General features: G+C 71.3%; 18 protein-coding genes. 9 read left to right on the forward strand and 9 right to left on the reverse strand.

Annotation, left to right across the window (positions count from 1 at the left end; translation table 11 throughout):
- Window positions 1-11: 11 nt before the first annotated feature.
- The 4 genes from ACWDX7_RS18265 to ACWDX7_RS18280 all read right to left on the reverse strand — a co-directional run bounded on the left by ACWDX7_RS18265 (window position 12) and on the right by ACWDX7_RS18280 (window position 4,999).
- Complete coding sequence (locus ACWDX7_RS18265; protein WP_451489881.1) at window positions 12-941, reverse strand: ABC transporter permease; 930 nt, start codon at window positions 939-941, stop codon at window positions 12-14.
- A complete protein-coding gene (locus ACWDX7_RS18270; protein WP_451489882.1) occupies window positions 938-2,095 on the reverse strand; it encodes an ABC transporter ATP-binding protein in 1,158 nt (385 codons plus the stop codon). Before ACWDX7_RS18270 ends, ACWDX7_RS18265 begins: the two co-directional genes overlap by 4 nt.
- A gap of 91 nt (window positions 2,096-2,186) precedes the next feature.
- Window positions 2,187-3,434 carry a polyamine ABC transporter substrate-binding protein gene (locus tag ACWDX7_RS18275; protein ID WP_451489883.1) on the reverse strand — a complete coding sequence of 416 codons (1,248 nt, stop codon included), beginning with the start codon at window positions 3,432-3,434 and terminating at the stop codon, window positions 2,187-2,189.
- 50 nt (window positions 3,435-3,484) lie between these two features.
- On the reverse strand, window positions 3,485-4,999 hold the full coding sequence (locus tag ACWDX7_RS18280) for a gamma-aminobutyraldehyde dehydrogenase (protein ID WP_451490035.1): 1,515 nt from the start codon (window positions 4,997-4,999) through the stop codon (window positions 3,485-3,487).
- Window positions 5,000-5,181: 182 nt separating this feature from the next.
- On the opposite strand from ACWDX7_RS18280, the gene ACWDX7_RS18285 reads away from it, so the two are divergent.
- Window positions 5,182-5,757: an NADAR family protein gene (locus ACWDX7_RS18285; protein WP_451489884.1), complete on the forward strand. Its 576-nt coding sequence runs from the start codon at window positions 5,182-5,184 to the stop codon at window positions 5,755-5,757.
- 51 nt (window positions 5,758-5,808) lie between these two features.
- On the opposite strand, the gene ACWDX7_RS18290 is transcribed toward ACWDX7_RS18285, so the two are convergent.
- Window positions 5,809-6,555 (reverse strand): DUF4190 domain-containing protein, encoded by a 747-nt coding sequence (locus ACWDX7_RS18290; protein ID WP_451489885.1) that lies wholly within the window; start codon window positions 6,553-6,555, stop codon window positions 5,809-5,811.
- Between the two features lie 110 nt (window positions 6,556-6,665).
- Between ACWDX7_RS18290 and ACWDX7_RS18295 the strand changes: the two genes are divergently transcribed.
- On the forward strand, window positions 6,666-7,691 hold the full coding sequence (locus ACWDX7_RS18295) for an adenosine deaminase (RefSeq protein ID WP_451489886.1): 1,026 nt from the start codon (window positions 6,666-6,668) through the stop codon (window positions 7,689-7,691).
- Between the two features lie 22 nt (window positions 7,692-7,713).
- Complete coding sequence (locus ACWDX7_RS18300; protein ID WP_451489887.1) at window positions 7,714-8,403, forward strand: glycerophosphodiester phosphodiesterase; 690 nt, start codon at window positions 7,714-7,716, stop codon at window positions 8,401-8,403.
- Between the two features lie 200 nt (window positions 8,404-8,603).
- Here the strand turns inward: ACWDX7_RS18300 and ACWDX7_RS18305 are convergent, their stop codons facing one another.
- Window positions 8,604-10,043 carry a gamma-aminobutyraldehyde dehydrogenase gene (locus ACWDX7_RS18305; protein WP_451489888.1) on the reverse strand — a complete coding sequence of 480 codons (1,440 nt, stop codon included), beginning with the start codon at window positions 10,041-10,043 and terminating at the stop codon, window positions 8,604-8,606.
- A gap of 169 nt (window positions 10,044-10,212) precedes the next feature.
- Between ACWDX7_RS18305 and ACWDX7_RS18310 the strand changes: the two genes are divergently transcribed.
- From ACWDX7_RS18310 to ACWDX7_RS18335, 6 genes are all read left to right on the forward strand, one after another.
- Window positions 10,213-10,716 carry an Lrp/AsnC family transcriptional regulator gene (locus ACWDX7_RS18310; RefSeq protein ID WP_401454370.1) on the forward strand — a complete coding sequence of 168 codons (504 nt, stop codon included), beginning with the start codon at window positions 10,213-10,215 and terminating at the stop codon, window positions 10,714-10,716.
- A 3-nt stretch (window positions 10,717-10,719) separates the two neighbouring features.
- Window positions 10,720-12,081, forward strand: coding sequence for an aspartate aminotransferase family protein (locus ACWDX7_RS18315; protein WP_451489889.1), 1,362 nt, complete (start codon window positions 10,720-10,722; stop codon window positions 12,079-12,081).
- 265 nt (window positions 12,082-12,346) lie between these two features.
- On the forward strand, window positions 12,347-13,138 hold the full coding sequence (locus ACWDX7_RS18320; RefSeq protein ID WP_451489890.1) for an ABC transporter ATP-binding protein: 792 nt from the start codon (window positions 12,347-12,349) through the stop codon (window positions 13,136-13,138).
- On the forward strand, window positions 13,120-14,199 hold the full coding sequence (locus ACWDX7_RS18325; protein WP_451489891.1) for a hypothetical protein: 1,080 nt from the start codon (window positions 13,120-13,122) through the stop codon (window positions 14,197-14,199). Before ACWDX7_RS18320 ends, ACWDX7_RS18325 begins: the two co-directional genes overlap by 19 nt.
- A 25-nt stretch (window positions 14,200-14,224) precedes the next feature.
- On the forward strand, window positions 14,225-15,316 hold the full coding sequence (locus tag ACWDX7_RS18330) for an LOG family protein (protein WP_451489892.1): 1,092 nt from the start codon (window positions 14,225-14,227) through the stop codon (window positions 15,314-15,316).
- Between the two features lie 79 nt (window positions 15,317-15,395).
- Entirely contained in the window at window positions 15,396-16,301 is a 906-nt protein-coding gene (locus ACWDX7_RS18335; RefSeq protein WP_451489893.1) for a hypothetical protein, read from the forward strand.
- A gap of 205 nt (window positions 16,302-16,506) precedes the next feature.
- On the opposite strand, the gene ACWDX7_RS18340 is transcribed toward ACWDX7_RS18335, so the two are convergent.
- The 3 genes from ACWDX7_RS18340 to ACWDX7_RS18350 all read right to left on the reverse strand — a co-directional run bounded on the left by ACWDX7_RS18340 (window position 16,507) and on the right by ACWDX7_RS18350 (window position 20,389).
- A complete protein-coding gene (locus ACWDX7_RS18340; RefSeq protein ID WP_451489894.1) occupies window positions 16,507-17,541 on the reverse strand; it encodes an ABC transporter ATP-binding protein in 1,035 nt (344 codons plus the stop codon).
- Window positions 17,541-19,157, reverse strand: a complete 1,617-nt coding sequence (locus ACWDX7_RS18345) for an ABC transporter permease (protein WP_451490036.1) — start codon at window positions 19,155-19,157, stop codon at window positions 17,541-17,543. The genes ACWDX7_RS18340 and ACWDX7_RS18345 overlap by 1 nt, the downstream gene beginning before the upstream one ends.
- A gap of 134 nt (window positions 19,158-19,291) precedes the next feature.
- Window positions 19,292-20,389: a thiamine ABC transporter substrate-binding protein gene (locus tag ACWDX7_RS18350; RefSeq protein WP_451489895.1), complete on the reverse strand. Its 1,098-nt coding sequence runs from the start codon at window positions 20,387-20,389 to the stop codon at window positions 19,292-19,294.
- Window positions 20,390-20,407: the final 18 nt, after the last annotated feature.

A 20,407-nucleotide genomic window follows, 5' to 3' on the forward strand; every position in this document is an offset into this window, starting at 1 on the left:
GGTTGAGACATTTAGACCAGGTCCTCCGTCCCCGCTCGGCGGATGTAGATGGTGACCACGATCAGCACGATGGCCATGAGGATGAAGGACAGCGCGGCCGCCGTCGGGTAGTCGAGGATCCGCAGGTACTGGGACTGGATGACGTTGCCGATCATGCGGGTGTCCGTGGAGCCGAGCAGTTCGGCGTTGACGTAGTCGCCGCTCGCCGGGATGAAGGTGAGCAGGGTCCCGGAGACCACACCCGGCATGGACAGCGGGAAGGTGACCTTCCGGAAGACCGTGGCGGGGCGCGCGTACAGGTCGCCGGCCGCCTCGTGCAGCCGGGTGTCGATCCGCTCCAGCGAGGCGTACAGCGGCAGGATCATGAAGGGGAGGAAGTTGTACGTCAGCCCGCAGACGACCGCGAGCGGCGTGGCCAGCACCCGGTCCCCCTGGGTCATGCCCAGCCAGTTGGTGACGTCCAGGAAGCCGATGTCGTTGAGGACGGCGACGACGGGGCCGCCGTCGGCCAGGATCGTCTTCCAGGCGAGGGTGCGGATGAGGAAGCTGGTGAAGAAGGGGGCGATGACCAGGACCAGCAGGAGGCCCCGCCAGCGTCCCGCCTTGAAGGCGATCAGGTAGGCCAGCGGGTAGCCCAGCAGCAGGCACAGCACGGTGGCGGTGCCGGCGTAGAGCAGGGAGCGCGCGAACTGCGGGAGGTACTGGGTGAGGGCGTCCCAGTAGGTCTGGAAGTGCCAGGTCACCTCGAAGCCCTCTTCGAGGGAGCCGGTCTGCACCGAGGTCGATGCCTGGTAGACCATCGGCAGGACGAAGAAGACCAGCAGCCACAGGATGCCGGGGAGCAGCAGCCAGTACGGGATCAGGCGCTTGCGCAGGGTCGCCCGGTGGACCGGGGGTCCGGCGGGCGCGGGGGCCTGGGGCGGCGCGGTGGTGGCGGTCACGCGCTCTCCTCGACCGACTCGATGCCCGCGTCGATGTCCTGCGCGGCGTCGAGGCCGAAGGTGTGCTCCGGGTTCCAGTGCAGGATCACCTGGGCGCCCGGGACGAGGCGGGTGTCGCGCTCGATGTTCTGGGCGTACACCTCAAGCCCGGGGCAGACCTGGCTGTCGATGACGTACTGGGTGGAGACGCCGATGAAGGAGGAGTCCGCGATGCGGCCGGCGACCTTGTTGCGGTCGGCCGCGATGGTGTCCTCGTCGTCGGCGTGGACCAGGGAGATCTTCTCCGGGCGCACTCCGACCAGCAGTTTTCCGCCCGTGGTGGGCGCGGTCGCGCAGCGGGCGGCGGGCAGCCGCAGCCGGGTGCCGGAGGCGGCGACGACGACCTCGCCGGACGCGCCCCCCGCGTACTCCACCGAGGCCTCGATGAGGTTCGAGGTGCCGAGGAAGTTGGCGACGAAGGTGGTGCGCGGGTTCTCGTAGAGCTCGGCGGGGGCGCCGAGCTGCTCCACGCGGCCGCCGTTCATCACGGCGACCGTGTCGGCCATGGTCATGGCCTCCTCCTGGTCGTGCGTGACGTGCACGAAGGTGATGCCGACCTCGGTCTGGATCCGCTTGAGCTCCAGCTGCATCTGGCGGCGCAGTTTGAGGTCGAGGGCGCCGAGCGGCTCGTCGAGCAGGAGCACCTGGGGATGGTTGATCAGGGCGCGGGCGACGGCGACGCGCTGCTGCTGGCCGCCGGAGAGCTGGTGCGGCTTGCGCCGGCCGAACTGGCCGAGCTCGACCAGTTCCAGCATGTCGTCGACCTGCTTCTTGACGGACTTGATGCCCCGGCGGCGCAGCCCGAAGGCGACGTTCTCGTAGATGCTCAGGTGCGGGAAGAGGGCGTAGCTCTGGAAGACCGTGTTGACCGGGCGCTTGTAGGGCGGCAGGTGGGTGACCTCGCGGTCGCCGAGGTGGACCGTGCCGGTGGAGGGCTCCTCCAGGCCGGCGATCATGCGCAGGGTGGTGGTCTTGCCGCAGCCCGAGGCGCCGAGCAGGGCGAAGAAGGAGCCCTGGGGGATGGTGAGGTCCAGCGGATGCACGGCGGTGAAGGCGCCGTAGTGCTTGCTGATCCCGGCGAGGCGGACGTCGCCGCCCGCGGTCTTGTCAGTCATGGGTCGGTCCCGGGGTTGGGTGGGAAAGGGGGGCGGGGATCGGCGGGCGCCGCCGGACGGGGGCGCCGTCCACTGCTGTGCGGACACGCCCTCAGGCGCCGATGAGCTTGGCGAACTTCTCTTCGTACGCCGTCTCTTCCTCGCCGCTGAGCGAGCGGAAGGCGTGGGACTTGGCGGTCATGGCCCGGTCCGGGACGATCAGGGTGTTGTCCGCCAGTGCGGGGTCGATCTTGGCGAGCTCCTCCTTGACGCCCTCGACCGGGCAGACGTAGCTGATGAAGGCGGCCAGCTGGGCGGCGACCGGCAGCTCGTAGTAGTAGTCGATGAGCCTCTCGGCGTTGGCCTTGTGCCGGGCCTTGGCGGGGACGAGCAGGTTGTCGCTGGAGATGATGTAGCCGGCGGCGGGGATGGCGAACTTGATGTCCGGGTTGCCGGCCTGGAGCTGGACCACGTCCCCCGCCCAGGCGAGACAGGCGGCGAGGTCGCCCTTGTCGAGGTCCGAGGTGTAGTCGTTGCCGGTGAAGCGGCGGATCTGGTTCTTGTCGACGCCCTTCTGGAGGCGGCCGATGGCCTCGTCGTAGTCCGCGGTGGTGAACTTCGCCGGGTCCTTGCCCTGGTCGAGCAGGGTCATGCCGACGGTGTCGCGCATTTCGGTGAGGAAGCCCACCCGGCCCTTGAGCGTGGGGTCGTCGAGCAGCTGGCTGACGGAGTCGACCTTCTTCCCGTCGGTGGCCTTGGAGTTGTAGGCGATGACGGTCGAGATGCCGGTCCAGGGGTAGCTGTACGCGCGGCCCGGGTCCCAGTCGGGGCTGCGGAACTGCGGGGAGAGATGGGCGAAGGCGTGCGGAAGGCGGGAGGCGTCCAGTTTCTGCGCCCAGCCCAGGCGGATCATGCGGGCGGCGAGCCAGTCGGTGACGACGATCAGATCGCGTCCGGTGTCCTGGCCGGCCGCGAGCTGCGGGCGGACCTTGCCGAAGAATTCGACGTTGTCGTTGATGTCCTCGCTGTACTTGACCTCGATCCCGGTCCGCCGGGTGAACTCCTCCAGGGTCGGACGGCTCTTCTCGTCCTCGCTGATGTCCATGTACTCGGTCCAGTTGGAGAAGTTGATCTCCTTCTCCTCCGCCGAGTGGTCCTCGGAAGCCGCTTGCGCGCCCTCGCGCCTGGCCGGCGGGATGCCGCAGGCGGCGAGGGTGGACATGCCTCCGAGCGTGAGCGCTCCCAGTCCGGACGCGCGCAGCAGTGAACGGCGGCTGAGGGCGCCGCGCCCGTGGTCAAGGCTGCGTCGCATCGCGGCGCGTTGCGCCGGTGAGAGGCGGTCGGGCTCGAACTGCTCCATGCGCGTTGCCCTTTCGGGATGGGTGCGCCGCTGGTCACGCGGCTAGGGTGCTATCGGTCCCCGAAGACGGTGCGGTGCCAGTCCTTGGCGGCGACCGCGGTGTTGTCGTACATCACATGCTTGACCTGCGTGTACTCCTCGAAGGAGTAGGCGCTCATGTCTTTTCCGAAGCCGCTCGCCTTGTAGCCGCCGTGGGGCATCTCGCTGATGATCGGGATGTGGTCGTTGACCCAGACGCAGCCCGCCTTGATCTCGCGGGTGGCGCGGTTGGCCCGGTAGAGGTCGCGGCTCCAGGCGGACGCCGCGAGGCCGTAGGGCGTGTCGTTGGCCAGTGCGATGCCCTCGTCGTCGGTGTCGAAGGGCAGTACGACCAGGACCGGCCCGAAGATCTCGGACTGGACCACCTCGCTGTCCTGGGCGGCCCCCGTGATGAGGGTGGGTCGGTAGTACGCACCGTCCGCGAGTTCGCCCCCGGGGATCTCGCCGCCGGTGACCACGGTGGCGTACGCGCGGGCGCGCTCCACGAAGCCCGCGACCCGGTCGCGCTGCGCGTGGGAGACCAGCGGGCCGAGGTCGGTGGTGGGCGCGAAGGGGTCGCCGAGGCGGACGCCCTCCATCAGTTCGGCGACGCGGGCGACGAAGGCGTCGTGGAGCGGGCGCTGGACGTAGGCCCGGGTGGCGGCGGTGCAGTCCTGGCCCGTGTTGATGAGGGAGGCGGCGACGGCTCCGTGCGCGGCCGCTTCCAGGTCGGCGTCGTCGAAGACGAGGAAGGGCGCCTTCCCGCCGAGCTCCAGGTGCAGGCGCTTGACGGTGGCGGTGGCGATCTCGGCGACCCGCTTGCCGACGGCGGTGGAGCCGGTGAAGGAGGTCATGACCACGTCCGGGTGGCCGACGAGGCGCTCTCCGGCCTCCCGGCCGGCGCCCGTGACGATGTTGATGACGCCGTCGGGCAGGCCGGCGTCCTTGGCCGCCTGCGCGAACATCAGGGAGGTCAGCGGGGTCAGCTCGGCGGGCTTGAGGACGATGGTGTTGCCCGCGGCGATCGCCGGGAGGATCTTCCAGGCCGCCATTTGGAGCGGATAGTTCCAGGGCGCGATGGAGCCGACGACCCCGATGGCCTCCCGGCGTACGCAGGACGTGTGGTCCGCGGAGTACTCGGCGGCCGCCTGCCCCTGGAGGTGGCGGGCGGCGCCGGCGAAGAAGGCGGTGTTGTCGATGGTCCCCGGTACGTCGAACTCCGTGGACAGCTTGATCGGCTTGCCGCACTGGAGGGACTCGGCGTGGGCGAAGTCCTGCGCCTGCTCGGCCAGTACGGCGGCCAGCCGGTGCAGGGCTTCGGAGCGCTCGCCGGGAGTGGCGCCGGACCAGGCCGGGAAGGCCCTTTTCGCGGCGGCGACGGCCGCGTCGACGTCCGCGGTGCTCGCGAGCTCGTAGGTGAGGACCTCCTCGCCGGTGGCGGGGTCCACGACGGTGTGCGACTGACCCGATGTACCCGGCCTGAGTCGGCCGTCGATGTACTGCGCGCCGTCTGCGAAGCGGTCCTTGACCTGGAAGCGGTTGCCCATCACGCTCTCACGCTCTCCGTAGCTACAGCTCGAATTGAGTGCCGATCCTGGCAGAGGTGTTCCCCTGCGCCAAGTGATTCCGTTGTTGCCTTTTGATTACGCGACGGAATCGGTCGACCATCTGTCGAGATGCACCCCAAAACCCGTACGCACTGTCAGTGGCGACTGCCAGAATCGCGTGCATGGAGATGAGGGACAAGCTGATCGAGCAGGTCAGGCGGGGTGAGCGGGTGAAGTTCCTGCCGTTCTGGGGGCATCGGCCGCGGCACGACGGACGGCTGGGGCCGAGCTGCCTGAGCCAGTGGTGGCCCTCCGCCTTCACCGTCGGTGACGTCCGTTATGCCACCGCCGAGCACTGGATGATGGCGGGCAAGGCTCGGCTGTTCGCGGACCCGGAGGCCGAGCGGGCCGCGCTGGAGGCCGGGACACCGGCGGCCGCGAAGAAGGCGGGCCGACTGGTGCGCGGCTTCGATGAGTCGGTGTGGGAACGCGAGCGGTACGCCCTCGTGGTCGAGGGAAGCGTGCACAAGTTCGCCTCCGACCCGGCGCTGCGCGCCTACCTGCTGTCCACCGGCGACCGGGTACTGGTGGAGGCGAGCCCCTTGGACCGCATCTGGGGCATCGGCCTCGCGGCGGACGACGAGCGCGCCCTGGACCCGGCGCGGTGGCGCGGGCTCAATCTGCTGGGCTTCGCGCTGATGGAGGCGCGCACGCGGCTGCGGACGGACCCCGCCGAGGAGACCGCTGGCACCGGCTGACGGCCAGCCACTGCCGGACGGCGCCGCGGAAGCCAGTCCGCGGGCCCGGGGTCACGCCCTCTGATGCACCTGGGAGTTGGAGTACGGGCTGTCGTAGTTCGAATCGTCATCCGGTCCGCGCAGGTCCTCCAGGATGAACCCGGTGAACACGAGCGCCGCCATCAGGGCGCCCAGGGCTATGCCGAGCGCGCCCATGATGATGCCGGCCAGGGCCGCCCCGCCGTTGTCGGCCTCGCCGCGACCGGCCTTGCCGTGGCCGAGGGCGCCGAAGACGACGGCACCGATGCCGAGCGGGACCCCCAGGACGGCTGTCACGCACCCGAAGACCGCGACCAGGGCGAGGATGCCGAGGACGAGGGCGGTGGTACCGAACCCGTTGCTCGGCTGCGCCCCGTAGGGCGGGTAGGGGGCGTGGCCCGCATACGAGGGTTGGCCCGGGTATCCCGGGTAGCCGTAGGCCTGCTGCGCGGACGGCTGCGCGGGGTAGCCGTAGCCGGCGCCCGGGTCCTGCGGGGCCGGGTAGCCGTACGCCGCCACCGCGGGCCCCGGCACCGGGGCCGGCGCGGACGGGGCTTGTGCCGGGGCCACGGCCGGGGGCTGGACCTGGGCTTGAGCCTGGGGCGGCGGGGTCTGAGCGGACGGAGGCGTGGCGCCCCCCGGCATCCCCGCGATCGTCGGCTGGTCGTGCACCGACGGCCGGCCCGGCATGCCCGGCGCCCCCTGCGGCTTGCCGAGACCCACGGCGGGGCGCTCCGGCGGCGCCCAGGGGTCTCTCGGCTCAGGGCTCTGTTCGGTCATGCGGCGCCCCCCTTTCGTACAGTCATGCTAAGCGCTGCCACCGACAGTCACCGGGCCCTGCCTACGATGAAGCCCGACCTGACCGCACGCACGCCCCCGGAGGCACCTTCATGACCGACCCGCACCCCTTCATCGCGGGGCTGCCCAAGGCCGAACTGCACGTGCACCACGTCGGCTCGGCCTCCCCGCGCATCGTGGCCGAACTCGCCTCCCGGCATCCCGACTCGAAGGTCCCCACCGATCCCGACGCGCTCGCCGAGTACTTCACCTTCACGGATTTCGCGCACTTCATCGAGGTCTACCTGTCCGTCGTGGACCTGGTCCGCACCCCCGAGGACGTCCGGCTGCTGACCTTCGAGGTCGCCCGCGACATGGCCCGGCAGAACATCCGCTACGCCGAGCTGACCATCACCCCGTACTCCTCCACCCGCCGCGGCATCGAGGAAACGGCCTTCATGGCCGCCATCGAGGACGCCCGCAAGGCCGCCGAGGCCGAGCTCGGCGTCATCCTGCGCTGGTGCTTCGACATCCCCGGCGAAGCCGGCTTGGAGGCCGCCGCCGAGACCGCCCGCCTCGCCGTCGACCTGCGCCCCGAGGGCCTGGTCTCCTTCGGCCTCGGCGGCCCCGAGATCGGTGTCCCGCGCGGGCAGTTCAAGCCGTACTTCGACCGGGCCCGGGCGGCCGGCCTGCACAGCGTGCCGCACGCCGGCGAGACGACCGGCCCGGAGACGGTCTGGGACGCCATCCGGGAGCTCGGCGCCGAGCGCATCGGCCACGGCACCAGCGCCGCCCGGGACCCGGAGCTCCTCGCCTACCTCGCCGAGCACCGCATCGCGGTGGAGGTCTGCCCGACCTCCAACATCGCCACCCGCGCCGTCACCGACCTCGACCGGCACCCCGTCAAGGAGATGGCCGCGGCGGGCGTGCTCGTCACCATCAACAGCGACGACCCGCCGATGTTCGGCTCCGACCTCAACAGCGAGTACGCGGTGGCCGCGCGCCTCCTCGACCTCGACGAACGCGGCCTCGCACAGCTGGCGAAGAACGCCGTCGAGGCCTCCTTCCTGGACCCGGCCGGCAAGGCGAGGCTGGCCGCGGAGATCGACGCCTACACCGCCGAATGGCTCGCGCGCTGAACTGCCCGGGAGAATGGGCTCCATGCGCACCTTGACTGCCGTCGGCCACCGCGGCGATCCCTACCGTGTCCGCGAGAACACCCTGCCCTCGATCCGCTCCGCCTTCGCCCACGGGGCGGACGCGGTGGAGATCGACGTACGGCTGACCCGCGACGGGGTGCCGGTCCTCCTGCACGACGAGACGCTCAAGCGGCTGTGGGGCCATGACGTGCGGATCGACGCCGTCACGGCCTCCCGGCTCGAGGAGCTGACGGGGGACGGGATTCCGTCACTGCCGCAGGCCCTGGCGGCGGCCGGCGCCGGCCGGCTGATGATCGATCTGCCGGGCGCCACGCAGGAGGCCGTACGGACCGTCGTCGGCCAGGTGCGCGAGTGCGGGGCGCGCGAGCGGACGTACTACTGCGCGGGGCCCCGCACCATGCTGGCCGTGCGCGCCGCCGATCCGGGCGCGGAGATCGCGCTGACCTGGACCACCCTGTCGCCGCCGCGCCGGGTCCTGATCGACGCGGTGGCGCCGCGGTGGCTCAACTACCGCTTCGGGCTGGTCGGCCGGGAGCTGACGGAGGCTCTGCACCGTGACGGGCTGCTGGTGTCGGCCTGGACGGCGGACACCCGGCGGACGATGCGCGCCCTGCTCAGGGCGGGGGTGGACTCGGTGACCACGAACCGCGTGGACGTGCTGGCCGCCGTACGGGCCGAGTTGGGGCGGTGACGCGCACGCCGGCCGCGCGGTCACGGACTTCGTCACCGGCCTTCAGCCGGTAGGCCGGGCACACGAGAAGGCGGGCACACGAGAGGGCAGCACACGAAAGGGCGGGCGGTGGACATGCCGTCCACCGCCCGCCCCGTCGGCTCAGCGCTGCCGCCGCTCGGCCCCGATCAGCCCGACCAGCAGCCGCATCGGCAGCCTGATCAGCCGTCGAGCGAGGTCATCACGTGCTTGATGCGCGTGTAGTCCTCGAAGCCGTAGGCCGAAAGGTCCTTGCCGTAGCCGGACTTCTTGAAGCCGCCGTGGGGCATCTCGGCGACGAGCGGGATGTGGGTGTTGATCCACACGCAGCCGAAGTCGAGGTTCTTGGACATCCGCATCGCGCGGCCGTGGTCCTTGGTCCACACGGAGGACGCGAGGGCGAACTCGACGCCGTTCGCGTACTCCAGGGCCTGCGCCTCGTCCGTGAAGGACTGGACGGTGATGACGGGGCCGAAGACCTCGTTCTGGATGATCTCGTCGTCCTGCTTGAGGCCGGAGACCACGGTCGGGGCGTAGAAGTAGCCCTTGTCGCCGACCTGGTGGCCGCCCGCCTCGACCTTGGCGTGCGCGGGGAGGCGCTCGATGAAGCCCGCGACCTGCTTGAGCTGGCTCGGGTTGTTCAGCGGGCCGTACAGCACGTCCTCGTCATCCGGCTGGCCGGTCTTGGTGTCGGCGGCGGCCTTGGCGAGCGCGGCCACGAACTCGTCGTGGATCGACCGGTGCACGAGCACGCGGGTGGCGGCGGTGCAGTCCTGGCCGGCGTTGAAGTAGCCGGCGACCGCGATGTCCTCGACGGCCTTGGCGATGTCGGCGTCCTCGAAGACCACGACCGGGGCCTTGCCGCCGAGCTCCAGGTGGACGCGCTTGACGTCCTTCGAGGCGCTCTCGGCGACCTGCATGCCCGCGCGGACCGAGCCGGTGATGGAGGCCATCGCCGGGGTGGAGTGCTCCACCATGGCCTTGCCGGTCTCGCGGTCACCGCAGATGACGTTGAAGACGCCCTTGGGCAGGACCGAGTCGATGATCTCCGCCATCAGGACGGTGGAGGCCGGGGTGGTGTCAGACGGCTTGAGCACCACGGTGTTGCCCGCGGCGATCGCCGGGGCGAACTTCCACACGGCCATCATCATCGGGTAGTTCCACGGCGCGACCTGGGCGCAGACACCGACCGGCTCACGGCGGATGATCGAGGTCATCCCCTCCATGTACTCGCCGGCCGAGCGGCCCTCCAGCAGACGGGCCGCGCCCGCGAAGAAGCGGATCTGGTCCACCATCGGCGGCAGTTCCTCGCTGGCCGTCAGGCCCAGCGGCTTACCGGTGTTCTGCGACTCCGCGGCGACGAGCTCGTCCGCACGCGCCTCGAAGGCGTCCGCGATCTTCAACAGCGCCTTCTGCCGCTCCGCGGGCGTGGTGTCGCGCCAGCCCGGGAACGCGGCCGCGGCGGCGGCCATGGCCGCGTCGACGTCGGCCTGGCCGGAGAGCGGGGCGGTGGCGTACGCCTCACCGGTGGCGGGGTTGACCACCTCGGTGGTCCGGCCGTCGGCGGCGTCCTTGAACTCTCCGCCGATGTAGTTGCGCAGACGACGCAGTTCGGTGGTCACTACAGCCACACTCCTGATCACATGTCCAATGATTGAGACGGTTCCCAAGCCTAGCCTCTCGGCGGACGTGTTCGACAGGGCCAACGGCCACGAACTACGAAATCAGTGAGATCGTCATCGTGAAACGACGGATTTCATCGATTCCGTCTTGCGGAACAGACGACTCCTCGTGCACAGTGAGGTTGTGGTCAGTCGAAGCGCAGATTCCAGGAACAGACAACCGTCCCCTTCGGTCGATGCTGTGTCCCTGGCGATCATCGAGCAACTGCAGGAGGACGGTCGCCGTCCCTACGCGGCCATCGGAAAGGCCGTCGGCCTCTCCGAGGCAGCGGTGCGCCAGCGCGTGCAGAAGTTGCTCGACCAGGGCGTCATGCAGATCGTCGCCGTCACCGACCCGCTCACCGTGGGGCTGCGGCGCCAGGCGATGGTCGGCATCAACGTCGAGGGAGACCTCGACCCCGTGGCCGACGCTCTGACCGCGATGGCCGAGTGCGAGTACGTGGTGATGACCGCAGGCTCGTTCGACCTGATGGTGGAGATCGTCTGCGAGGACGACGACCACCTGCTCGAAACGATCAACAAGAGGATCCGCACGCTCCCCGGCGTGCGATCAACCGAAAGCTTCGTATACCTGAAGCTGAAGAAGCAGACCTACATGTGGGGAACTCGATAGCCCGTGAGCCAGGACCTCTCCAAAACCGCGTACGACCACCTGTGGATGCACTTCACCCGCATGTCGTCCTACGAGAACGCACCCGTCCCCACCATCGTGCGTGGTGAGGGCACCTACATCTGGGACGACAAGGGCAAGCGCTACCTCGACGGCCTCGCCGGACTGTTCGTGGTCAACGCCGGTCACGGCCGCAAGGAACTGGCCGAGGTCGCCTACAAGCAGGCCCAGGAACTCGCCTTCTTCCCGATCTGGTCGTACGCGCACCCCAAGGCCGTGGAGCTCGCCGAGCGCCTCGCCGACTACGCCCCGGGCGACCTGAACAAGGTCTTCTTCACCACCGGTGGCGGCGAAGCCGTCGAGACCGCCTGGAAGCTCGCCAAGCAGTACTTCAAGCTCCAGGGCAAGCCCACCAAGTACAAGGTCATCTCGCGTGCGGTCGCCTACCACGGCACCCCGCAGGGCGCCCTGTCCATCACGGGCCTGCCGGCCCTGAAGGCCCCCTTCGAACCGCTGGTCCCCGGCGCGCACAAGGTGGTCAACACCAACATCTACCGCGCCCCGATCTACGGCGACGACCCGGAGGCCTACGGCCGCTGGTGCGCCGACCAGATCGAGCAGGAGATCCTCTTCGAGGGCGCCGACACCGTCGCGGCCGTCTTCCTGGAGCCGGTGCAGAACGCCGGCGGCTGCTTCCCGCCGCCGCCCGGGTATTTCCAGCGGGTCCGCGAGATCTGCGACGAGTACGACGTGCTGCTGGTCTCCGACGAGACGATCTGCGCCTTCGGCCGCCTCGGCACGATGTTCGCCTGTGACAAGTTCGGCTACGTCCCGGACATGATCACCTGCGCCAAGGGCATGACCTCGGGCTACTCCCCGATCGGCGCCTGCATCATCTCCGACCGCCTCGCGGAGCCGTTCTACAAGGGCGACAACACCTTCCTGCACGGCTACACCTTCGGCGGACACCCGGTGTCCTCCGCCGTGGCCCTCGCCAACCTCGACATCTTCGACAAGGAAGGCCTCAACCAGCACGTGCTGGACCACGAGGACGGCTTCCGCGCGACGCTGGAGAAGCTGCACGACCTGCCGATCGTCGGCGACGTCCGCGGCAACGGCTACTTCTACGGCATCGAGCTCGTCAAGGACAAGGTCACCAAGGAGTCCTTCACGGACGAGGAGACGGAGCGCGTGCTCTACGGCTTCCTCTCCAAGGCGCTCTTCGAGAACGGCCTGTACTGCCGGGCCGACGACCGCGGTGACCCGGTCATCCAGCTCGCGCCGCCGCTGATCGCGGACCAGGGCACCTTCGACGAGATCGAGGGCATCCTGCGCTCCGTGCTCACCGAGGCGTGGACCAAGCTCTAGGCTTCCGGTCCCGCCCACAGCTCCACCCGCTCCACCGGCTCCACCGGCTCCACCCATGCTCCACCGGCTCCACCACACGGCCCGGATCCTCCGTTCGAGTGAGAACGCGAGGGTCCGGGCCGTGTGCTGTCGGCCGACAAGACGTTCATCTCTTTACATCTCTTTACGGCCCCAGTGACCGATCGGCCTCCGCCTTCGTTCCCCCGGACGGGGGAGCCGGGCTGGTCCAGTCCCGATCCGCAGTCGAACCGAAGAGGTGTACGCCATGGTGGCCCCACCGGACAACGATGTGCTCTGGGCACGCTCCCTGCACTACTCCCACAGGGGGTCCCCCCGGACGAAGTCTGGGGGGGGCTCCCCCGGCCTCATCGGCGTCTCCGTCGGAGTCCGCCAGGGCGAGATCCTGGCCCTGACCGGCCCGCGCGGCAGCGGCAAGACCACACTGCTGCGCTGCCTGTCCGGGCAGTTCACGCCCGAGCAGGGCGAGGTCTGGTTCAACAGCGTGCCCGTGCACACCATGGGCGCCCTGGCCCGTGAACGGCTGCGCCGCGACCGGTTCGGGTGGATCGGCCCGGACCCCCAGCTGCTGCCCGAGCTCAAGGTCTGGGAGAACGCGGCCCTGCCGCTGCTGATCGCCGGAGCCTCGCACCGCAGCGCCAAGCACGCCGCCTGCGCGTGGCTGGACCGCCTCGACATCGGCGGCTTCGCCCGCAAGCGCCCTTCCGCCCTCACCCGGGCGGAGTCGCAGCGGGTCGCCCTGGCCCGGGCCCTGGTCAACGAGCCCGCGGTGATCTTCGCCGACGAACCCACGGCCCCGCTGCACCGCGCCGAGCGGACCCTGCTGCTGCGGACCCTGACCACGGCGGCCCGCTCCCACGAGATCACCGTGCTGCTGGCCACCGCCGACGAGGAGAGCGCGGCCGCCGCCGACCGCAGGTTCGCCCTGATCGACGGCCGCCCCGCCGGAGCCGCGGGCCCCTCCGCCGCCGCCTCCCCGGCCGTGTCCCCGGCCGCCGAGACCCCGGAGGACCAAGCCGCGTGCTCGCTCTCCGCCTAGCCAGAGGCGCCAGGCCGCTCGTCCAGGTGCGCCGGCTGCTGGTGGCCGCCGCCTCGGCCGGTACCGGGTTCCTGCTGCTCTACGTGCTCGCCGAGGCCATGGTGCGGCCCGCCGGATCGTTCCCGCGGCTGCTGTGGACCCTGATCCCCGTGGCGGCCACCGTCCAGTTCGCCGTCGCCGTGGCCAGGACCGACCCGGCGACCCGGCCGCGCCAGGGCCTGGACGCCGCCGGGCTGGGACCCGTACGCCTCGGCCTCATCGCGGCGCTGTCCACCGCCATCGCCGGCGCCCTGGGCAGCGCCCTGGCCCTGGCCTCCTTCCTCCACCTGCGCGGGGACCTGAGCGGACTGCCCTTGGACGGAGCCGGCGCCGAGCTGCTCCACGCCGGCCGGCCGCTGCCCGTGGCCGGCGCCCTCACCCTGCTCCTCCTGGTGCCGCTGGCCTCCTGCGCGGCGACGGTGATCGCACTGCGGCCCCGCCCGCCCCGGCCGCCCGCCCCGCAGGCCGGTGTGCCGTGGGGCGTCGCCCTCACGGCGTGCGGGCTCGCCGCCGAGGTCTACGCGGGCCGGGGCAGTGCCGGGATGCTCGCCGGCTGGTCACTGACCGCGATCGGGCTCGCCCTCGCCGGGCCGGGCCTGGCCTACGCCTGCGGGACGCTGGTGCAGGCCGTCCGCCCCGGCGCGCTGCGGCTGCTGGCCGGACGGGCCCTGCAGGAGGAGGCCCCCCGGCTCGGCCCGCCGCTCGGCGTGCTGTGCGCCGTCGGCGCGGGCGCCATCACCGCGCTGGCCCTGCGCGACCGCGGCGGATTCCTCCTTCCGCTGGGACCGCTGACCTCGATGGCGGCCGCGCTGGTCGCGGCCTGCGCGGCCGCGACCCTTCTCACATCCGCGGTGGAGGCACGCCAGGCCCGCCGCGCCACCCGCGAGACCCTGCTCGACCTCGGCGCTCCGGCCAAGGTCCTGCGTACGGCGGTGAGTTTGCGCGCCACCGCCCTTGCCGCCGTGTGCCTACCGCTGAGCTGGGGTGTGGCGCAGCTGACGTCGCTGGCACTGACCCGCTGAGCGGTCAGCCCTTAGGGTGGGCCGAATGGTCAACGCAGACATCGAGATCGAGACGCTCGCCGAATTCGACCAGGTCGCGGCCCGCGGCTCGCTCAGCGGTTACCGCGTCCAATCGGTCAACCTCCTGGAGCGGACTTTCGCGCTGCTGGCCGCCGACACCTCGGCGGCCGTTTTCCTGGGCTGCCCGATGGAGCCCGACGCCGCGGCGAAGGTCCGCGCGGACGGCGCACTGGTCTTCCCGCCGCTGCCCGACCTGCCGTTCAACCCGTACCGGGGCCTGCTCTACACGCCCGAGGAGCTGTACCGGGGGCTGCCCGACGGCTACGAGGCCACCGCGGACGCCCAGACGTACGCCTGGCTCCAGGAGACCGGGACCGACGGCGACATCCTCTCCTCGATGCTCCGCGCCCTGCACGACGACGCCATCGGCGACGCCCTCGACGAGCACCTCGCCGACGCCCGGGTGGTGGGTGTGATGGGCGGCCACGCGATGTCCCGCGGCGGTACGGAGTACCGCGGCGCAGCCGAGCTGGGCCGGGCACTGTCCCGGTCCGGTTTCACGGTGGCCACCGGCGGCGGCCCCGGCGCGATGGAGGCGGCCAACCTCGGCGCCTACCTCGCCCAGGCCCCGGACGCGGCACTCCCCGACGCCCTGTATCTGCTGGCCAAGGCACCGTCCTTCGTCCCGTCGGTGTCCGACTGGGCGCGGGCGGCCTTCGCCGTACGGGAGCGCTGGCCCGCCGGCGGCGACTCGGTGGGCATTCCGACCTGGTTCTACGGCCACGAGCCGCCCAACGCGTTCGCCGGGCACATCGCGAAGTACTTCGCGAACGCCACCCGTGAGGACGGGCTGCTGGCGCGGTGCACCGCGGGCGTGGTCTTCCTGCCGGGCGCGGCGGGCACGGTCCAGGAGATCTTCGACAACGCCACGCCGAACTACTACGAATCGCGCGGCGAGCCGGCGCCGATGGTCCTGGTCGACCGCACCCACTGGACCGAGCACCTCCCGGCGTGGCCCCTGCTCCAGACCCTGGCACGCGGCCGTGCGATGGAGTCCCGGATCGCACTCGTGGACTCGGTGGACGAGGTCCCGGGCGTCCTCGCGTCAATGAGTTGAGTTCCGCAGGCAACTTCCGGGCCCGTTCGGACGTCTGGCAGTGGTACGCAAAACCTGCCAGACGTGAACGGAGCCTTCGGTGCTCATAGGCCTGCTGACCGCTGTCGCGGCGTCCATCTGCTACGGCACGGGGTCCGTGCTGCAAGCCGTGGGCTCGCGCCGTGCGGCCCGGATGTCCCCGGCCGCCGCCGGGGTGACCGCCCACGGCGGCCCCAATCTGTCGTCCACCGCGAAAGCGGCGATGACCTGGGAGTTCATCGTCGGCACGATCCTGGACTTCGTGGGCTTCGGTCTCGGCGCCCTGGCCGCCCGGCTCCTGCCCCTCTTCCTCTCGCAGACCGTGATCAGCGCCAACCTGGTGATCACCGCGGTGCTGAGCGTGAAGCTGCTGGGCATCCGGCTGACCCGCAAGGAATGGACCTCGATCGGCGTCGTCTGCACGGCGCTGGTGCTGCTGGCGACGGCCGCGGGCCACGAGGGCGGCCACCACGCCCCGATGTCCACGCACTGGTGGCTGCTGGGGATCACCGTGCTGCTGATGGTGGGCGGCACGGTCGCCGTACGCCTCCTCGGCGGGCGCGCCGCAATCCTGGCGGGCCTGCTGTCGGGCCTCGGCTTCGGCGCGCTGGGCGTCGGCGTCCGGATCCTGGACGGCGTCGACCCCTTCGACCTCGGCACGTTCCTCTCCGACCCGGCCCTCTACGCCATCCTGGTGGCGGGCTTCGGCGGCATGTACCTGCACACGGTCGCGCTCCAGATCGGCTCGGTGAACGGCGCGACGGCCGCCCTGGTCGTCGGCGAGACGGTCCTGCCGGGGGCGATCGGTGTGCTGTGGCTGGGCGACGCCTCGCGCCCCGGCCTGGAATGGCTGGCGGTCCTGGGCTTCGTCCTGGCGGTCGCCGGCGCGGTGGCGGTGGCCTGGTACGGCAAGCACGACGCACCCGAAACCACCGCACCGGAACGGGCCCCGGCCCCGGTCCCCTAGTAGACCCGGTCCCCTAGTAGACCGGTCTTCCGGATCCTGCCGCGCCCCCCGCGGGGCCGTTGCACCCGGCCTCGCCCCCACCGCCGAGGCGGGGCTTCGGCTTGGCCGGCGAGCGTCATGGACCGCACCCCGCCCGGCCGCCCTCAACGACGCGCGGTGCGGGGCAGCGCCCCGGCGCCCCGCGTCTTCCGAGAGGCCGCGGCCGCTACGCCGGTGAGAGCACGACGACCTCGTGCGGAGCGAAGGCCACCGTCACCCGGTCGCCCAGCCCCGGCGCCCCCGCCAGGCAGCACTCGGCCTCCAGCTCCGGACCCGCCTCGGGGCGCAGCCGCAGCGCCACGTGCGTGCCCCGGAAGGTGCGGGCCAGCACCTCGCAGGGCAGCCCGTCGGAGACCAGCAGTACCCCCGCGGGCCGCACCAGCAGCTGCCGCTCCCCCTCCGGCGACCCCGCCGGCACCGGCACCTTCCCCCACGCGGTGGCGGCCGCGCCGCCCGACACCGTCGCCGGAACCACGTTGTCGAAGCCAAGGAACCGGGCCACGAACTCCGACGCCGGCCGCTCCCACACCTCCAGCGGCGTCCCCGCCTGCGCGATCCGCCCCTCCCGCATCACCACCACCCGGTCGGCCAGCGCGAAGGCCTCCCCCTGGTCGTGCGTGACGGCCAGCACGGTGGTGCCCAGCCGCGAGAACAGCCCGCGCAACTCGATCACGAGCCGCTCCCGCAGCCCCCGGTCCAGCTGTCCCAGCGGTTCGTCCAGCATCAGCAGCCGCGGCGACGGCGCCAGCGCCCGGGCCAGGGCGACCCGCTGCTGCTCGCCGCCCGACAGGGAGGCCACCGCCCGGCTCCCGGCCCCGGGGAGCCCGACCAGCTCCAGCAGTTGCGCGACCTGCGCCTCGTACGACCGGCGGTGGGACCGGCGGCTCCCGCCCCGCATCCGCAGTCCGAAGGCGACGTTCCCGCCGACGTCCCGGTGCGGGAAGAGCTGGTGGTCCTGGAACATCAGGCCCACCCCGCGCCGGTGCACGGGCACCCCGGCCTGGTCCGCCCCGCCCAGCAGGACCCGCCCGCCGGAGACCGGCTGGAGCCCGGCGACGACCCGCAGCAGCGTGGACTTCCCGCTCCCGCTCGGCCCCAGCACGCACACGATCTCGTGCTCGGCGACCGCCAGGTCCACGGCGTCCACGACCGCCCGCTCGCCGAAGCGGACCGACACCCCTTCCAGCTGAAGCAGTGTCATCAGAACTCTCCGGAGGTCTTGTCGGGTCGCAGTCGCTCCAGCACCAGCAGGGACACCGCGCACACCAGCATCAGAATCGTGCTCAGGGCCATCGCCTGCCCGTAGTTCAGTTCGCCGGCCCGGCCCAGCAGCCGCGCCACGGCCACGGGGAGGGTCGGCGCCTCCGGCCGCGCGATGAACACGGTCGCGCCGAACTCCCCCAGCGATACGGCGAAGGCGAAACCGGCCGCGATCAGCAGCGCCCGGCGGACCAGCGGCAGGTCCACCTCCCGCCACGCCCGCAGCGGCGACGCGCCGAGCACGGCGGCCGCCTCCCGCAGCCTGCCGTCCACGGCGCGCAGGACGGGCAGCATGGTCCGTACGACGAAGGGCACGCCCACCAGCGCCTGCGCCAGCGGCACCAGGATCCACGAGGTCCGCAGATCCAGTGGCGGCTCGTCCAGCGTGATCAGGAAGCCGAAGCCCACCGTCACGGCGGACACCCCGAGCGGCAGCATCAGCAGGGCGTCGAAGCCGCGGGCGAAGCGCCCGCCGCGCCGGGTCAGGGCCGCGGCGGCGAGCCCGCCGATCAGGAGGGCGATGGCGGTGGCGGCGAGCGCGTACCGCAGGGAGTTCCAGATGGCCTCCAGCGGCGGTACCAGGAACGTTCCGCCGCCGGCGGCGACCTGCCGCAGCGCCCGGTAGAAGCCCAGGCCGTAGCCGCCGGGGGCGTCGAACGACCGCTCCACCAGCACACCCAGCGGCAGCACGATCAGCAGCGCCACCGTCAGCAGCACCCCGCCGAGGAGGGCGCGCTGCGCCCAGCCGGCCGGCCGGTGCGTCGTACGGCCCGGATCCACCAGCCGCAGCGCGGTCTCGCGCTTGCGGAGGGTCCAGGCGTGCACGGCGAGGATGGCGCCGATGGCCGCGAACTGCACCATCGTGAGCACGGCGGCCGTCGGCAGGTCCAGGAGCTGCGCGGTCTGCCGGTAGACCTCCACCTCCAGGGTGGAGTAGGCCGGGCCGCCCAGGATGAGCACGACGCCGAAGGAGCTGAAGGTGAACAGGAACACCATCAGCGCCGCGGCGGCCACCGCCGGGGCCAGCGCGGGCAGCGTCACCCGCCGCCAGGCGGCGAAGCGTCCGGCGCCGAGCACCCGGGCGGCCTCCTCCTGGCGCGGGTCGAGCTGCGCCCACAGCCCGCCGACCGTCCGTACGACGACCGCGTAGTTGAAGAAGACGTGGGCGAGCAGGATGGCCCACACGGTGGTGTCCAGGCGGACGCCCCACACCTCGTCCAGCAGCCCGCCCCGCCCGACCAGCGCGAGGAAGGCCGTCCCGACGACCACGGTCGGGAGCACGAACGGAACCGTGACCACCGCCCGCAGCAGCTGCTTGCCGGGGAACTCGAAGCGCGCGAAGACGTACGCGCCGGGCAGTGCGATCAGCAGGGTGAGGGCGGTGGACGCCAGCGCCTGCCAGGTGGTGAACCAGAGCACGCCCGCGATGTCCGACCGGGTCAGCACCTCAGCGATCCGGCCGAGCTGCCAGCCGTCACCAGTCCTGAGCCCGCGCCCTACGATCGCGGTGACGGGATAGGCGAAGAACAGCCCGAAGAAGGCGAGGGGCACGGCCATCAGGGCGAGCCGCACCGCGGCCGCCCGACGACGGCCGGCGTCCCGTGCGGGACGAACGCCGGCGCCGGGCGCGGGGCGACCGCCGGCAGCCGGTGCGGCGCCCCCCGGCGCCGCACCCGACTCCTTCGTGACGCCTACTTCACGACGATCGAGGACCATGCCTTGACCCACTGCTCACGGTTCTGGGCGATGGTCTGCGGAGCCACGTGCTCCGGCTTCTCGACCACCACACCGTGCTTCGTGAACAGCTCCGGCAGCTTCGCGTCCTTCACGACCGGGTTCACGAACATCTGGAGCGGCATGTCCTCCTGGAACTTCTTGCTCACCAGGAAGTCGAGCAGCGCCTTGCCGCCCTCCTCGTTCTTCGCCCCCTTCAGCAGACCCGCGAACTCGATCTGGCGCAAGCAGGTGCCGGTGGCGACGCCCGTGGGTGCCTCGGCCGGCTGCGGCTCGGAGTACAGCACCTCGACCGGCGGGCTGGAGGCGTAGGAGACGACCAGCGGCCGGTCGCCCTTGGCCTTCTTGCCGCCCGCGGAGCCGGAGAAGCGCTCGTTGTAGGCCTGCTCCCAGCCGTCGACGACCTCGACGCCGTTGGCCTTGAGCTTGCTCCAGTAGTCCTTCCAGCCCTCTTCGCCGTACTTGCCGACGGAGGCGAGGAGGAAGCCGAGGCCGGGCGAGGAGGTCGCGGCGTTCTCGGTGACCAGCAGGTCCTTGTACTCCGGCTTGATCAGGTCGTCCAGCGTCTGCGGCGGGGCGAGCTTCTTGTCGGCGAAGTACTGCTTGTCGTAGTTGACGCAGATGTCACCGGAGTCGACCGGCGTGACCCGGTGCTCCTTGTCGAGCTGGAACTCCGGCTTCACCTCGCCCAGGCCCTTGGCCTCGTAGGCGGTGAAGATGCCGTTGTCGAGTGCGCGCGACAGGAGCGTGTTGTCGACGCCGAAGAAGACATCGCCGCGCGGGGAGCCCTTGGTGAGGATCTCCTGGTTCAGCGCGGCGCCCGCGTCTCCGGACTTCAGCACCTTGACCGTGTAGCCGCTCTGCTGCTCGAAGTCCTTCAGGACCGTGTCGGTCACGTTGAAGGAATCGTGGGAGACGAGGGTGACGGTCTTGGACTTCGGGGCATCGCCGGCGCCGCCGGGCTTGTCCTCGGCGGCGTCGCCGCAGGCACTGAGGGTGGTGACACCCAGTGCGGCCGCGAGCGCCGCGCCCGCGATCTTCTTGGTGGTGCTCACTGGTGAATTCCTCCTGGG

The sequence above is a fragment of the Streptomyces sp. NPDC003034 genome (assembly GCF_053591375.1).

Bases quoted from the DNA above. Each gene is read 5' to 3' on its own strand.
- ACWDX7_RS18270 (WP_451489882.1), bottom strand. From the start codon at position 2,095: ATGACTGACAAGACCGCGGGCGGCGACGTCCGCCTCGCCGGGATCAGC.
- ACWDX7_RS18275 (WP_451489883.1), bottom strand. From the start codon at position 3,434: ATGGAGCAGTTCGAGCCCGACCGCCTCTCACCGGCGCAACGCGCCGCG.
- ACWDX7_RS18280 (WP_451490035.1), bottom strand. From the start codon at position 4,999: ATGGGCAACCGCTTCCAGGTCAAGGACCGCTTCGCAGACGGCGCGCAG.
- ACWDX7_RS18285 (WP_451489884.1), top strand. From the start codon at position 5,182: ATGGAGATGAGGGACAAGCTGATCGAGCAGGTCAGGCGGGGTGAGCGG.
- ACWDX7_RS18290 (WP_451489885.1), bottom strand. From the start codon at position 6,555: ATGACCGAACAGAGCCCTGAGCCGAGAGACCCCTGGGCGCCGCCGGAG.
- ACWDX7_RS18295 (WP_451489886.1), top strand. From the start codon at position 6,666: ATGACCGACCCGCACCCCTTCATCGCGGGGCTGCCCAAGGCCGAACTG.
- ACWDX7_RS18300 (WP_451489887.1), top strand. From the start codon at position 7,714: ATGCGCACCTTGACTGCCGTCGGCCACCGCGGCGATCCCTACCGTGTC.
- ACWDX7_RS18320 (WP_451489890.1), top strand. From the start codon at position 12,347: ATGGTGGCCCCACCGGACAACGATGTGCTCTGGGCACGCTCCCTGCAC.
- ACWDX7_RS18330 (WP_451489892.1), top strand. From the start codon at position 14,225: ATGGTCAACGCAGACATCGAGATCGAGACGCTCGCCGAATTCGACCAG.
- ACWDX7_RS18340 (WP_451489894.1), bottom strand. From the start codon at position 17,541: ATGACACTGCTTCAGCTGGAAGGGGTGTCGGTCCGCTTCGGCGAGCGG.
- ACWDX7_RS18345 (WP_451490036.1), bottom strand. From the start codon at position 19,157: ATGGCCGTGCCCCTCGCCTTCTTCGGGCTGTTCTTCGCCTATCCCGTC.